This window comes from Azospirillum sp. TSO22-1, assembly GCF_003116015.1.
In the GTDB taxonomy this organism is placed as follows: Bacteria; Pseudomonadota; Alphaproteobacteria; order Azospirillales; family Azospirillaceae; genus Azospirillum.
The window spans coordinates 30,274-44,270 of record NZ_LGQZ01000141.1 but is presented as its reverse complement, the minus strand read 5'-3'; the positions used below and the strand labels follow the sequence as shown (position 1 = coordinate 44,270).

Here is a 13,997-nt window from a genome sequence, read left to right as displayed (position 1 = left end):
GTGATTGTTGGCGTGACGGTATGTCGGCGAACCTCCTCGGTCAAACGTGATTTTTGATGTGATTTGATGGATGATCATTGATGCAGGATGATGTCGGAACGGCCGGTGAAGCCCGCGGCCTGCCGCGCATCGCGGACATCGCGCGGCTGTCCGGCGTGTCCACCGCGACGGTTGATCGGGTGCTCAACCACCGACCCGGCGTGCGGGCGGCCACCGTGCAGCGGGTGCTGAAGGCCGCCGCCGAACTGGACTATCTGCCCGAGGCCGACCTGCGCGCCGCCATGGCGCCGAAGCCGACGCGGGTGGCGTTCCTGCTGCCGGCCGGCACCAACCGGTACCTCACCGGCCTCGGCCAGCTGGTCCGCGCGTCGGAGGCGGCGCTGGCGCCGCTCGGCATCAAGGCGCAGGTCGAGTTCATCAAGAGCTTCAACCCCGAACTGCTGGCGCGCAGCCTGCTGCAGCACTGGCGCAAGGCCGACGGCGTCGCCTTCATGGCGCTGGAGCATCCCGCCGTGCGCGAGGCGGTGAACGAGCTGGCGGAGCGCAACGTGCCGACGGTGACGCTGATCTCCGACGTGCAGAACTGCCGGCGCGCCGCCTGCATCGGGCTGGACAACCGCGCCGCCGGCCGCACCGCCGGCCACCTGATCGCCCGCTTCGCCGGCCGCCGTCCCGCCAAGGTGGCGATGATCGCCGGCAGCCTCAGCTACCGCGCGCACGAGGAACGCGAGCTGGGGTTCCTCGCCTACCTTGCCGAGGCGGCACCGGACGTGCTGGTCCTCGGCCTGCGCGAGGCGCACGACGACGAGGGGGAGAGCTACCGGCAGACGCGCACCCTGCTCGCCCACCACCCCGACCTCGCCGGCATCTACAACATCGGCGGCGGGGCCGGCGGCGTCGCCCGCGCGCTGAGGGAGGCGCGGCGGGAGCGCGACGTGGTCTTCGTCGGCCACGGCCTGACGGCGGAGACGCGCGCCATGCTGATCGACGGCACGCTGGACGCCGTGCTCAACCAGGACGCCCGGAGCGCCATGCTGGCCGCCGCCGCGGTGTTCGCCAACCTGCGCGCCGGGCGCGAGGCCATGCACGGCATCGACGCCCCGCGCATCGACGTGATCTTCCGGGAGAATCTCCCCCAGCCTACGCCGTAGCGGCCACCCGCTTGCGCGACGGCAGCACGCGGCGGATCAGCACCGCCAGGACGATCCCGGCGACGATCAGCCCCGCGCCGACCAGCGGCCGGTGGGCCAGCCACGCCACCGCGACGACGGTCAGCGTCAGCGGGACCGACACCACCACCGCCATGCCGAAGGCCGCCGCCCCCACCAGCGATTCCAGGAAGGGCAGCAGGCTCGCCAGCCACAGGATTGGGCTGGCCATGAACAGCACCCCGAACAGCATCACGAAGAAACCCACCGCGCGCAGGATCCAGGTGAGCGTGTTCTCGTCCGACTTGGCGTGCTGGAACATGGTGTCGGCGCTGCGGGCACCGGTCTCGACCAGGTTGATCGTCTGGCCACGCTCGCCGGGGAAACCGGTCAGCGTGCCGTTCATCTGCGCGCCGACGACGCTGAGCGTCTGCACCGGCACCACCCGGAAGCCGACGCGCACGTCGCCGACCTGCGGCTGGTCGGGCGAGGCGCCGCGGTACAGCTGCTCGCCCACCCACGAGAAGCCCTGCGGCAGCACGGCGGACGAATCCGGCGCCAGCCGCTCGAAGGCGCTCACCTGCTTGACCAGCGACGGGTCGAGGGCGAAGGCGCCGAGCCTGGCGCCGCGCGCCTCAATGGCGGCGCTGCGGTAGGGCATGGAGGGATTGCGGTGGCCGTCCGGGCGCTTGAAGGCGCTGGAGTCGATGGGGCGCTCCGACCATTCCTTGACGTAGCGGTAGGTGGTCGTCGTGGTCTCGGAGCCGCCGACCGACTTCTCGCTCTTGCTCTCCTCGTTCTGGCGCCACTGGTACATCTCGACCGTGCGCTCCAGCCGCAGGGCCGAGGGGTGGCCGACGTTGAACACCGGGTCGTTCAGCCGCCCGGGCACGGTGGCCGGGCCGGAGACGTGGACGAGCCTGCCCTCGTTGGCCGGCTGCACGGCGTCGGCCGGCACCGACTGCACCGCCTTGGCGCCGGCGTTCAGGGCCGTGATGGCGTCCACCGCGCGGCCCTCGTTCCAGGACAGCAGCACGATGCTGCCGACCAGCATGAGGAACCCGATGAACGCCCCGGCGACCGAACCGCCGAGGCGGCCGAGCCACCCCTGCCGCGTCGTCTCGGTGACGGTGTCGTCACTGTCGGTGATGATCACCGTATCCTCGTCCGCCATGCCGGCCTCCCCCATTGCTTGCGGGCCAGCGTAACGCAAGCACAGCGCGCGACACCACCGCAGAATACGCAAATCGGCGCAATGTTGCTTCAGGGGAGAATTACAATGCAGCGTACGGTTTTGCTCTCCCTATGCCTGTTCGCATCGAACCAGTACATCCGCAAACACTGACGTGTTGGTCACGGCACGTCGAGCAGGGGCAGCGGGCCGCCGTCCTGGGTCGGCAGGCCCGCCTCCGCCCAGCCGTCGAGGCCGTCGCGGTACCAGTAGACGCGGCGGTAGCCGAGGGAGAGCGCCCGCTTGGCGGCGTTCCACGACATCCAGCAGTCGGCCAGGCAGTAGAACAGCAGCCCCCGCCCGCGCTCGCCGCCGGTCAGGCGCTCCAGGGCCTGAACCATGTAGGCCTCGACCTCCGGCCCGGGCTCGCCGAGCCCGACGTTGGGTAGCCAGACCCCGCCGGGGATTTGCGGCGTCGGCTTGGCCAGCAGCCACGGCCCGCCCGGCCGGCGTTCCAGCTTGAGCACGTTGACCGGCAGCGCCGCCCCCTCCTCCACCAGCCGCCGCGCCGCCGCCGTGTCGACGGCCATCGCCCCGGCCAGCGTCGCCGGCGTCGGCGCGCGGTAGCCGTCGAGGCGGTAGCCCGCCGGCTCGGCCACCGGCCCGCCCGCCCGGGCCGGCAGAGCCAGCGCCATCACGACGGCCATCGCCGTCCAGAAGGATCCGCGCACCCCGCCCTCCGTTCCAATCACGTTCACGCCGACGAGACCGGCGCCGGTCCCCCAACGTCAAGTTGCCTGAAGGTCGAATGTCCGGCCGGCCCGCGCCCTGATACCCTGATGTCTTCTGGGGAGAACGCCCGTGATGAACTTCTGGAAGCGCCTGACGGTCCCGGCCGTGCTGCTGCTCGCGGTCCTGGCCTCCCCCGCCGCGGCCGAGCGCCCGCTGCTGACCATCGGCGTGCTGAAGTTCGGCACCGCCACCTGGGAGCTGGACACCATCCGCGCCAACCGCCTGGACGAGGAAGGCGGCTTCGCGCTCAAGCTGGTCGAGCTGGCCAGCAACCAGGCCACCCAGGTCGCCTTGCAGGCCAAGGCGGTGGACATGATCGTCACCGACTATCTGTGGGTGGCGCGCCAGCGCGCGGCCGGGGAGGCGCTGTCGTTCCTGCCGCACTCCAGCGCCGTCGGCACACTGATGGTGCCGGCCTCCTCCCCGATCAAGGATGTGGCCGACCTGCGCGGCCGGCGCCTCGGCGTCGCGGGCACGCCGCTGGACAAGAGCTGGCTGCTGCTCAAGGCCTACGCCCGCGAGCGGCATGGGCTCGACCTGGAGGCGGAGTCCCGGCCGGCCTTCGCCGCGCCGCCGCTGCTGAACCAGAAGGTCGCGTCCGGCGAACTGGACGCCGTGCTCAACTTCTGGCCCTACGCCGCGCGGCTGGAGGCGCAGGGCATGCGCGCGGTGATCGGCGTGGACGAACTGATGCGGGGGCTGGGCGCCAAGGTCGCCGTGCCCGCCGTCGGCTTCACCTTCCGCGAGGAGTGGGCGAAGGCCAACCCGACACTGCTCGCCGGCTTCGCCACCGCGTCGGAGAAGGCCAAGCGGATCCTCGCCACCTCCGACGCCGCGTGGGAACGGCTGCGGCCGATCATGCAGGCGGAGGACGGCGCCACCTGGACACGCCTGCGCGACCGTTACCGCGCCGGCATTCCCGCCCACTGGGGCGACGCCGAGCGCGCCGAGGGGGCGGCGCTCTACGCCCTGCTCGCCAAGCTGGGCGGGCGGGAACTGGTGGGCGACGCGCCCACCCTGCCCGAGGGCACCTTCTGGCCATCCGTGCGGTATTGAATCATGCGCCGCGCCGCCCTCCCGCTGCTGTCCTTCGCGCTGCTGCTGGTGCTGTGGCAGGCGGCGGCGGTGCAGGCGGCCAGCCGCGTCCTGCCCGGCCCCGACGCGGTGTTCGCGGTACTGCTGCGCGAGGCGGCTTCGGGTGCGCTGGTCCACCACCTGGGCATCACGCTGCTGCGCGTCGCCGCGGCCTTCGTGGTGGCGATGGCGGTCGGCGGAGCGGTTGGGCTGCTGCTCGGCCGGTCGCGGACGGTGGACCGGCTGTTCGGACCGTGGCTGGTGTTGTTCCTCAACGTCCCGGCGCTGGTGGTCATCGTGCTGGCCTATGTCTGGTTCGGCCTGACCGAATCGGCGGCCATCGGCGCCGTGGCCGTCAACAAGATCCCCAACGTGGTGGTGCTGGTGCGCGAGGGCGCCCGCGCCGCCGACGCCCGCTATTTCGAGATGGCGCAGGTCTACCGCTTCAGCCCGCTCGATCGGCTGCGCCACGTGCTGCTGCCGCAACTCACGCCGTACTTCGCCGCGGCGGCCCGCTCCGGCCTTGCGCTGATCTGGAAGATCGTGCTGGTGGTCGAGATGCTGGGACGCAGCGACGGGGTCGGGTTCCAGATCAACCTCCTGTTCCAGATGTTCGATGTCGCCGGCATTCTCGCTTACACGATTGCCTTCGTGGCCGTGGTCCAGGTCCTCGAGTACGCCGTCCTGCAGCCGACCGAAGCCCGGCTTCTCCGCTGGCGGGACGTGCGCGCTGAGGCTTGAGGTCCGCTCCAAGCGCTACGGCGCCGCCGAGGCCCTGCGCGGGGTCCGGCTGGAGGTCGCGCGGGACGAGGTGGTGGCGCTGGTCGGCCCGTCGGGGTGCGGCAAAACGACGATGCTGAACATCGCCGCCGGCCTCGACCAGGCCTTCGACGGCGATGTGGAGCGGGCGGACGGGACGCTCGGCTACGTCTTCCAGGATCCGCGCCTGCTGCCGTGGCGGACGGTGCGCGAGAACGTCGCCCTCGCGCTGCCGCGGCGGGAGCGGCATGGTCCACGCGCCGACGCGGCGCTGGCCGCGGTGGAGATGGCGGGGATGGGCGACCGCTACCCGTTGCAGCTGTCGCTGGGCATGGCGCGGCGGGTGGCGCTGGCGCGCGCCTTCGTGGTCGATCCCGACCTGCTGCTGATGGACGAGGCGTTCGTTTCCCTCGACGAGCCGACGGCGATGCGGTTGCGCGCGCTGCTGGTCACGCTGCTGGAGCGGCGGCCGGTGGCCGTGCTGTTCGTCACCCACAACCTGCGCGAGGCGCTGGGGCTGGCCGACCGGCTGCTGGTGCTGTCGCCGGGCCCCGGCCGGGTGGTGGCCGAGGTGCCGATCCGGATCCCGCGCACCGAGCGCGGGCCGGAGGTGGTGGAGGCCTTGCGCGCCGAGCTGCTCGCGCGGCCGGAACCGGCGTTCCGGGTGCTGGCGTAGCGGATCCTTCGAGGACGACGTGCCGGATGAAACGCTTTGCGACACCGTGAAACGTGAATCGGTGGCGTGTTTCATGCCTGGACGCCCCCGGTTGCCGGTCGGGCCTGGCCTGCGGCTCAACCCAAATCACGGTAACAGGTATTTATTCCCATATCAAGTGCGCCCCTGCTTTGCCCAACGCCATAGTTGATGTGTGCGGTGCGGCGTATACCATGCGCAGGTAAAACTTGGCATTGATGGTAAGTAGTTCCTCCGTCATTGTCAGGACACAGCGCGCTACTCGGCTGCGCCATAAAGAAAGCGATGCGATTGGGGTGCTTTCACGGAATGGATTACCCCATTCATCATCGGACAGATCATGAGGGTTCGCAAAACATGGTCGATCTTTACGTCTCGGCGACCGGATCCGATTCGAATCCTGGCAGCAAATCCTCGCCCTTCAAGACCATCCAGGAAGCGGCCGAGCACGCCAAAGCCGGGACTACCGTCCACGTCGCACCGGGGACTTACCTGGGCGGGATCCATACCGAGACAGACGGCGTCACCTACGTCTCGGACGTGAAATGGGCCGCCAGGATCGTGCCGGGATCCGCCGACAACGAGCACGAGGCCTGGAACAACCTGGGCGACCACGTGGTGATCGACGGCTTCGAGGTCGACGGCAGTCAGCCGCAGGGCGGCATGCCCTGGCTGTATGGAGTGCTCACGTCGGGGAGCGGGTCGGCGGTGCGCAACGTCAAGGTGCACGACATCGCCCGAGATTCCGTGGCGTGGTCCGCCGCCAACACCGGCGGCCAGGGCGGCGCCGGAATCATGGCGGACGGCTTCAACGGTGACGCCGACATCACCATTTCCGGCAGCCTCGTCTACGACATCGGCCCGAACGGCGAGCACAGCACCCTCGTGCACGGCATCTATATCGGAACCAGAGGCCGGGTGGTGAACAACACCGTGCACGACGTGGTCGGCGACGGCATCAGCTCGTGGCACGACGCCACCGACCTGACGATCACCTGCAACGCCATCCGCGCGGTGCACGGCGCCGGCATCCTGATCGGCGCCGGCAACCATCTGCATGGCAGCGGTCCGAACGACCATTCGCTGGTCAGCAACAACACGATCACCGACAGCCTCAAGGGAATCGAGGAGAACGGCGACACCGGCGTGAACAACACCTACCGGAACAACACGCTGCGCGGCAACGGCACCGACTGGAGCCTGCAGACCGGCGTCCGGGCGGCGATGGCGGCGGAACCGGATCCGGGTGTGGCGAACCTGTTCGGCCCGCCGGCCCTGCTGGATCCCGGGTTGCCGCAGGACGGGGCGACGCTGATGGCCGCTCCCGGGGTGGATCTGCCGGGCACGCCGCGGAGTCCGCTCGACACGGTGTCGGCCCTCGTGGAGCCCCCGCAGCCGGGTTACGACCTGAGCGGCGGCTTCTTCATGCGCTGACATTTCAGACGCAAAAAAAGCCCCTCTCCCGTCGGGGGAGAGGGGCTTCCAGAGGCTTTTGCGCTACGCCTTCGGCAGCTTGAACACCCAGAGCGAGCCGCCCTGGTTGATGTCCTTGACCAGCTTGGCGACGTCGCCGCCCCACAGCGGCACGGCACCGCCCCAGCCGGAGGCCACGGCGACGTACTGCTCGCCGTCCATCTCCCAGGTGATCGGGCAGCCGACCACGCCGGAACCGGTCTGGAACTTCCACACCTCCTTGCCGGTCTTGGCGTCGAACGCCTTCAGGAAGCCTTCCGGCGTGCCGGTGAACACCAGGTTGCCCGCGGTGGTCAGGACGCCGCCCCACAGCGGGGCCGGGTTCTTGTATTCCCAGACGATCTTGCCGGTCTTCGGGTCCATGGCGCGCAGCGCGCCGATGTAGTCGTTGTACAGCGGCTTGATGGTGAAGCCGGCGCCCAGGTACGCCGCGCCCTTCTTGTAGGTGATCGGCTCGTTCCAGATGTCCATGCCCCACTCGTTGGCCGGGACGTAGAACAGCTCGGTCTGCGGGCTGTAGGCCATCGGCATCCAGTTCTTCGCACCCAGGAAGGCGGGGGCGGCGAACACCGGCTTGCCCTTCTCGGCGCCGCTCGGGTCGGCCGGGCGGTTGTCGTCGATGTAGACCGGGCGGCCGGTCTTCAGGTCGATCTCCTTGGCCCAGGTGATCTTGCTGACGAACGGCGCGGCGTTCAGCAGCTTACCGTTGGTGCGGTCGATGACGTAGAAGAAGCCGTTGCGGTCGGCCTTGGCGCCGGCCTTGATGGTCTGCCCGTCCTTCTTCAGGTCGAAGGAGACGAACTCGTTGACGCCGTCGAAGTCCCAGCCGTCGTGCGGCGTGGTCTGGTAATGCCACTTGATCTCGCCGGTGTCCGGGTTCAGCGCCACGGTGGACGAGGTGTAGAGGTTGTCGCCCGGCCGCAGGTGCGAGTTCCACGGCGCCGGGTTGCCGGTGCCGAAGAACAGCGTGCGGGTCTCCGGGTCGTAGGTGCCGCCCAGCCAGGTGGCGCCGCCGCCGGTCTTCCACAGGTCGCCCGGCCAGCTGGCGTTCAGCTTGCCGGTCATCGTGGATTCCTTGCCGTTCAGCGTGCCCATGTGGCCTTCGACCATCGGGCGCTGCCAGACCAGCTCGCCGGTCTCGGCGTCGCGCGCCTCGACCATGCCGACGATGCCGAACTCGCCGCCGGAGTTGCCGGTGATGACCTTGCCCTCGACGACCAGCGGCGCCGCGGTGTTGGAGTAGCCGGCCTGGTAGTCGGCCAGCTTCTTGTTCCACACCACCTTGCCGGTGTCCTTGTCGAGCGCCACGAGGCGCGCGTCCAGCGTGGTGAAGTAGACCTTGTTGCCGTGGATCGCGGCGCCGCGGTTCACCACGTCGCAGCAGGGCATGATGCCCTCCGGCAGGCGGTGATCGTACTGCCACTTCTTCTGGCCCGTGCGCGCATCGACCGCGAACAGGCGCGAGTAGGAGCCGGTGACGTACATGACGCCGTCGTGCACCAGCGGCTGCGCCTCTTGCCCGCGCTGCTTCTCGCCGCCGAAGGAGAAGGACCACGCCGGAACCAGCTTCGCCACCGTCTCGGGCGTGAGCTTGGCGAGCGGGCTGAAGCGCTGGCCCTGCGGACCCAGGCCGTAGCTGAGCACGTCGCCGGTGCTGGTCGCGTCCTTGAGGATGTCGTCGTTGGAGACCGGGCCGGCGACGGCCGCCGCGGCCCAGACCGCCAGGCCGGCCGCCAGGGCGAAGGTTGAGATCAGGCGCTTCATGATGCGGTTTTCTCCCATGGGCAGAGGTTGCGCAGGCACACCGTTCCCGTCGCCGCCGCACGCCGGTGCCGGCGGCGTTTCAAAGAAAGGCGATACTGGTTTTCTTTGGACGCGGAGCGCCTATGCTCCGACGTTAGGGTAGTCTAGACAGCGGCTCCGACACGGCAATTGTCAGATAGTAGGAGACGACTTGCGGCATCGTCCGGTTTCCTTCACTTGACGCGCGGCAGCGCCGCCTGTTCGATCTTCGGCCAGAGATGGGCGACCGAGCGCCGGTATTCCTCGCGCAGCACGCCCAGGCCGGCGAAGCGCTCGGGGATCGGCAGCTCCAGCGCCTCGGTCATGTCCAGCCCGGCTTCCACCGAGTCCCGCAGCGTGCGGTCGAGCCAGGTGAGCCAGTCGCGCGTCTGGGCGATGCAGGCCTTGTCGTTGCGAACGCGGCCGTGGTTCGGCACCAGCGTGCGCACCTCCAGCGCCTCCAGCGCATCGAGTTCGGCCAGCCATTTCGCGACGTCGGCGTGCGGCGTGGTCGGCGTGCGGTCGCAGAACACCACGCCGCCGGCGAACAGCACGCCGGTGGTCTCGTCCAGCACCGCGAGGTCGGCGTCGGTGTGGCCCTCCAGCGGGATCAGGCGCAGGCGGTGGCGGCCGTAGACGACGGTGGAGCCGTAGGCCGGCTCGGTCGGGGGCACCGGCTCGGTGCCGCGCATCCAGTCGCCGATCAGGCGGTACATGTTCCCGGCGATGCCCTCGCCCTCGCGCCGGATGCCCTCGATGGTGCCGGGCAGGGCGGCGATGGGCACGTCGGCGAAGGCCTGGTTGCCCAGCCAGTAGTCGGGGTGCAGGTTGCTGACGAAGACCTTGCGGATCGGTTGCGCGGTGACGGTGGCGATCGCCGCCCGCAGCGCCTCGCCGAACTTGCGCGACGGGCCGGTCTGGAACACCAGCACGCCATCGCCGGTGACGATGAAGCCGGGGTTCAGGATGTTGCCGCCGTTGGCGCGGGTGAAATGCTCGCGCGTGCCCTCGAAGACGTAGGTGTCCTCGGCGATGCGGATCGGCGTGAGGGTGTAAGTAAGTGGGGCGGCGGAGGCGGAAAGGGTAAGGAAGGCGGCGAGCACGCTTGCCCCCACCCTGAACCTCCCCCGCTTCGCAGGGGAGGGAACTCCGCCGCTTGTTCCCCCTCCCCTGCGAAGCGGGGGAGGGGTCAGGGGTGGGGGCAATACCTTGCGTCGCATCACCCTTCCCTCCCCACCCACGGCAACGGAATGGTCGCGTCGATCTCGCCGGCCTGGTTGTCCCGGCCGCGCAGGCGCACCGCGCGCGTCGCGCCGGGGTGGAGTTCCAGGGTGAAGACAGGGTTCTCCGCCACCGGCTCGCCGGTCTGCAGCCGGCCGAGCACGCGGCCGTCGTCGCCGGTCAGCGCCAGTTCCTCGATGAAGTAGGCGGGAATGCCGGCGACCAGCCCGGTGTCCTGCGGGTGCCGGATGCGCAGGCGGACTCGCGTCGTGCCGGCCGGACCGGGCGCCCAGGCGCGCGCCTGCACCTCGCCGACGTGCTGGGCCCAGTCCTTTTCCGCGTAGGCCTGCGCCGGCGCGGCGCAGCCGCCGCCCGCCGCGTCGACCAGCGCTCCGCCGACGTGCCACACCCCATCCGCGGTCAGCGCCGCGCCGCGCACGGCGGTGGCCTGCTGCACCTTGATGCGGGTGGCGACGAAGGGCGCCGCCGCGTCGGGACGGAAGCGCAGCACCAGCGGGAACGGGTTGAGATCGGCGAGGAGCACGATCTCGCGCACGCCCTCCAGGCCGCGGGCGTCCACCGCCACCGGCACGGCGAAGACGTTCTCGGCGCTGGCCGGCGCGGTGACGGCCACACGCCCGTCGAAGACCACCGGCGCGGTGCCGAAATACTCGCCGCGCAGCACCTCCCACATCGGCGAGCCGAACGGATCGTCCTGCGCCGCCGCGGGCGCGACGGCCAGGACCAGCAGGAGAGCCAGGATCGTCCGCACGCCGCGTCCTCCGCTCAATCCACGGGAATCGGCGCGTAGGTCACGCCGTGGCGGCGGAACAGCGCCTCCAGGCTGCCGTCCTCCGCCATCGCCGTGACCACGTCGCCGGCGGCGTAGGCGAGGTCGCGGGCGTTCTCGCGCGCCGCCATGCCGATGTCCCAACTCGACGCCATCAGCCCGGGCAGGCGGACCGCGGCGACCGGGAACCGCGCTCGCAGCTCGCCGAGCGCCGCCTCGATCTGGCTGCGCGGTGCCAGGACGGCGGCCAGTTCGCCGCGCGCCAGCGCCTCGACCGCCGCCCTGGGATCGGGGAAATGCACCACGTGCCGGCGCAGACGGCCGCCGTCGAGGCCGAGCAGGTAGAAGTCGGGGACGCTGTCGATCTCGACGCCGACCGGCTCCTCCGGCAGGTCGGCGGGATCGGCGAAGGGCACGCGCTCCGGGTCGCGGACGAGCGCGAACAGCTCGCGCTGGTAGGGGGCGAACAGCACCGCCTCCGGGTTGCGCAGCGCGAAATCCTTGCTGTGCGGGATGTGCATCATGATGTCGGCGGGCTCGCCGCCGAACAGGCTGCCACGCCAGACGGCGACGCGCAGGTCGTCGGACACCGTCTCGCCCGCCGTGTGCTCGAACACGTCCGGGCGGACGCCGAGCCGCTCGGCGATGGTGTTGGCGAGGTCGACGTCGATGCCCTTCAGCGCCCCGCCCTCGCGGTAGGAGAAGGGGTGGAAGTCGCGGTAGACGGCGACGCGCAGCCGGTTGCGCTGCACCACCTCGTCCAGCGGGCGGGCGCGGGCGGGGCCGGCCGCGAGCGCGGCGGCGCCCAGCGTCGTGACACCGAGCGTGGCGAGGAACTGGCGGCGGGAGGCGAGTTTCATGCGCGCCAGGATAACCATCGCTGCCCTGGTCAATAATTGGACGATGGTACAATAGCCCCCAGCCGGGGCGGGGTCGTTACAGTGCGGTCATGCGCCCGTCCGCCGTCCCCCTCCTGCTCGCCCTCCTGTTGCCTGCGGCGGCGCACGCCCAGGAGGCGGAGCTGCGAATCGGCTACCTGACGCAGGAGGTCGAAGCGCCGCCGTCGCTCTCCACCCCCGACGAGCCGGTGCCGGACGCCGGGCTGATGGGGGCGAGGCTGGCCATCGCCGACAACGCCACCACCGGCCGATTCCTCAAGCAGCGCTTCGAGTTGGACGCCGTCACCGTCGCGCCGGACGGTGACGTCGAGACGGCGTTCCGCGACCTCGCGGCCAAGGGCGACCGCTTCGTGGTGCTGAATCTTTCCGCCGCCGCGGTGGCGCGCCTGACCAAGCCGGCGCAGGCGGCCGGCGTCACGCTGCTGAACGCCAGGGCGCCGGACGATTCGCTGCGCGCCGAGGGCTGCGCGCCCAACCTGCTGCACGTCGCGCCGAGCCGCGCCATGCTGGCCGACGCGCTGGCGCAGTACCTCGTGAAGAAGCGCTGGAGCAAGTGGCTGCTGGTCGTCGGCCGCCGGCCGGAGGACGCCCTCTACGCCGCCGCGATCCGCCGCGCCGCCAAGCGCTTCGGCGCCACCGTCGTCGAGGAGAAGCGCTGGACCGCCGAGAGCGACGTCAACCGCACCGCCGAGGCCGAGGTGCCGGTGTTCACCCAGGCCCGGGCGCACGACGTGCTGGTGGTCGCTGACGAGATCGGCGAATTCGGCGAGTACCTGCCCTACCGCACCTGGGAGGCGCGCCCGGTCGCCGGCACGCAGGGCCTCGTGCCGACCTCCTGGCACCGCACGCACGAGCAATGGGGCGCGTCGCAGCTGCAGAACCGCTTCAAGGCGCTGGCGCACCGGCCGATGACTCCGGCCGACCTCGACGCCTGGACCGCCGTACGGCTGGTCGGCGAGGCGGCGGCGCAGACCCGCAGCACCGACCCGGCGGCGCTGGCCACGCACATCCGCAGCCCCGGATTCGCGATGTCGGCGTTCAAGGGCGTGCCGATGAGCGTGCGCCCGTGGGACGGGCAGCTGCGTCAGCCGGTGCTGCTGGCCGCCGACCGCTCGCTGGTCTCGGTGTCGCCGCAGGACGGCTTCCTGCACCCGAAGACCGATCTGGACACGCTGGGCTTCGACCAGCCCGAAACCGGCTGCAAGCCGCACTGACCGAGGGAATTCCCACGATGAAACGCCTGCTCCCCGCCCTTCTCCTGCTCGGCCTCGCGCCGGGTGCTTCGGCCGGCACCATCTACGTGTCGAACGAGAAGGACAACACCGTCTCCGTCATCGACGGCGGCTCGCTGGAGGTGGTCGACACCATCAAGGTCGGCCGCCGGCCGCGCGGCATCACACTTTCGAAGGATGGTGGCCAGCTCTTCGTCTGCGCCAGCGACGACGACGCGGTGCAGGTGGTCGATCTGGCGACGAAGAAGGTCGTCCACGACCTGCCCTCCGGCCACGACCCGGAGCTGTTCGCGCTGCACCCCGACGGCCGGCAGCTGTTCATCGCCAACGAGGACAGCAACGTCGTCACCGTGGTGGACGTGCCGACGCGGCGGGTCACCTACCAGGTGGACGTCGGCGTCGAGCCGGAGGGCATGGCGGTCAGCCCCGACGGCCGCTGGGCGGTCAACACCTCTGAGACCACCAACATGGTCCATTGGATCGACACCGAGAAGCGCGCCACGGTGGACCACACCCAAGTCGGCGCCCGCCCGCGCTACGCAACGTTCAGCAAGGACGGCCGCCAGCTGTGGGTGAGTTCGGAGATCGGCGGCACCGTCGCGGTGATCGACGCGGCGACGCGCAAGGTCACGAAGACCATCGGCTTCAAGCTGAAGGGCATCGCCCAGGACAAGATCCAGCCGGTCGGCGTGCGCCTGACCGACGACGGCCGGTACGCCTTCGTGGCGCTGGGGCCGGCCAACCACGTGGCGGTGATCGACGCGCAGACCCACGAGGTGAAGCAGTACCTGCTGGTCGGCCGCCGCGTCTGGCAGATGGACCTGTCCGCCGACCAGAAGACGCTGTTCACCACCAACGGTGTCAGCGGCGACGTGTCGGTGATCGACGTGGAGAAGCTGTCGGTCGTCAAGACGGTCAAGGTCGGCCGCTATCCCTGGGGCGTGGCGGTGAAGGGCTGAGGC

The 13,997-nt window shown here is 70.4% G+C and carries 13 protein-coding genes; 7 read left to right on the top strand and 6 right to left on the bottom strand.

All coding sequences use genetic code 11. The features are described 5' to 3' along the window. Positions 1-80 precede the first annotated feature (80 nt). Positions 81-1,151, top strand: coding sequence for a LacI family DNA-binding transcriptional regulator (locus TSO221_RS29635; protein WP_109122106.1), 1,071 nt, complete (start codon positions 81-83; stop codon positions 1,149-1,151). Here the strand turns inward: TSO221_RS29635 and TSO221_RS29630 are convergent. Both TSO221_RS29630 and TSO221_RS29625 read right to left on the bottom strand, forming a co-directional pair. After that, a complete protein-coding gene (locus TSO221_RS29630) occupies positions 1,141-2,322 on the bottom strand; it encodes a TMEM43 family protein (RefSeq protein ID WP_158284252.1) in 1,182 nt (393 codons plus the stop codon). The two genes, TSO221_RS29635 and TSO221_RS29630, sit on opposite strands and share 11 nt — an antisense overlap. A 179-nt stretch (positions 2,323-2,501) precedes the next feature. Next, on the bottom strand, positions 2,502-3,050 hold the full coding sequence (locus TSO221_RS29625; protein WP_247878326.1) for a PQQ-dependent catabolism-associated CXXCW motif protein: 549 nt from the start codon (positions 3,048-3,050) through the stop codon (positions 2,502-2,504). Between the two features lie 133 nt (positions 3,051-3,183). Between TSO221_RS29625 and TSO221_RS29620 the strand changes: the two genes are divergently transcribed. The 4 genes from TSO221_RS29620 to TSO221_RS29605 all read left to right on the top strand — a co-directional run bounded on the left by TSO221_RS29620 (position 3,184) and on the right by TSO221_RS29605 (position 7,072). After that, entirely contained in the window at positions 3,184-4,167 is a 984-nt protein-coding gene (locus TSO221_RS29620) for an ABC transporter substrate-binding protein (RefSeq protein ID WP_109122104.1), read from the top strand. Between the two features lie 3 nt (positions 4,168-4,170). Beyond that, entirely contained in the window at positions 4,171-4,926 is a 756-nt protein-coding gene (locus tag TSO221_RS29615; RefSeq protein WP_109122103.1) for an ABC transporter permease subunit, read from the top strand. Then, entirely contained in the window at positions 4,916-5,620 is a 705-nt protein-coding gene (locus tag TSO221_RS36905) for an ABC transporter ATP-binding protein (RefSeq protein WP_282187846.1), read from the top strand. The genes TSO221_RS29615 and TSO221_RS36905 overlap by 11 nt, the downstream gene beginning before the upstream one ends. A 375-nt stretch (positions 5,621-5,995) precedes the next feature. Beyond that, on the top strand, positions 5,996-7,072 hold the full coding sequence (locus TSO221_RS29605; protein ID WP_158284251.1) for a DUF1565 domain-containing protein: 1,077 nt from the start codon (positions 5,996-5,998) through the stop codon (positions 7,070-7,072). Between the two features lie 63 nt (positions 7,073-7,135). Here TSO221_RS29605 and TSO221_RS29600 read toward each other — a convergent pair whose 3' ends face one another. The 4 genes from TSO221_RS29600 to TSO221_RS29585 form a co-directional block, all read right to left on the bottom strand. Continuing rightward, positions 7,136-8,875, bottom strand: coding sequence for a methanol/ethanol family PQQ-dependent dehydrogenase (locus TSO221_RS29600; RefSeq protein WP_109122100.1), 1,740 nt, complete (start codon positions 8,873-8,875; stop codon positions 7,136-7,138). A 212-nt stretch (positions 8,876-9,087) separates the two neighbouring features. Continuing rightward, on the bottom strand, positions 9,088-10,008 hold the full coding sequence (locus TSO221_RS29595) for a quinoprotein relay system zinc metallohydrolase 1 (protein ID WP_247878325.1): 921 nt from the start codon (positions 10,006-10,008) through the stop codon (positions 9,088-9,090). 104 nt (positions 10,009-10,112) lie between these two features. After that, positions 10,113-10,886: a quinoprotein dehydrogenase-associated SoxYZ-like carrier gene (locus tag TSO221_RS29590; RefSeq protein WP_247878324.1), complete on the bottom strand. Its 774-nt coding sequence runs from the start codon at positions 10,884-10,886 to the stop codon at positions 10,113-10,115. Between the two features lie 14 nt (positions 10,887-10,900). Continuing rightward, positions 10,901-11,764, bottom strand: coding sequence for a transporter substrate-binding domain-containing protein (locus TSO221_RS29585; protein ID WP_109122144.1), 864 nt, complete (start codon positions 11,762-11,764; stop codon positions 10,901-10,903). Positions 11,765-11,853: 89 nt separating this feature from the next. Between TSO221_RS29585 and TSO221_RS29580 the strand changes: the two genes are divergently transcribed. Continuing rightward, on the top strand, positions 11,854-13,017 hold the full coding sequence (locus tag TSO221_RS29580) for an ABC transporter substrate-binding protein (protein WP_109122098.1): 1,164 nt from the start codon (positions 11,854-11,856) through the stop codon (positions 13,015-13,017). Positions 13,018-13,034: 17 nt separating this feature from the next. Then, positions 13,035-13,994: a YVTN family beta-propeller repeat protein gene (locus TSO221_RS29575; protein ID WP_109122097.1), complete on the top strand. Its 960-nt coding sequence runs from the start codon at positions 13,035-13,037 to the stop codon at positions 13,992-13,994. The last annotated feature ends 3 nt before the right edge of the window (positions 13,995-13,997 follow it).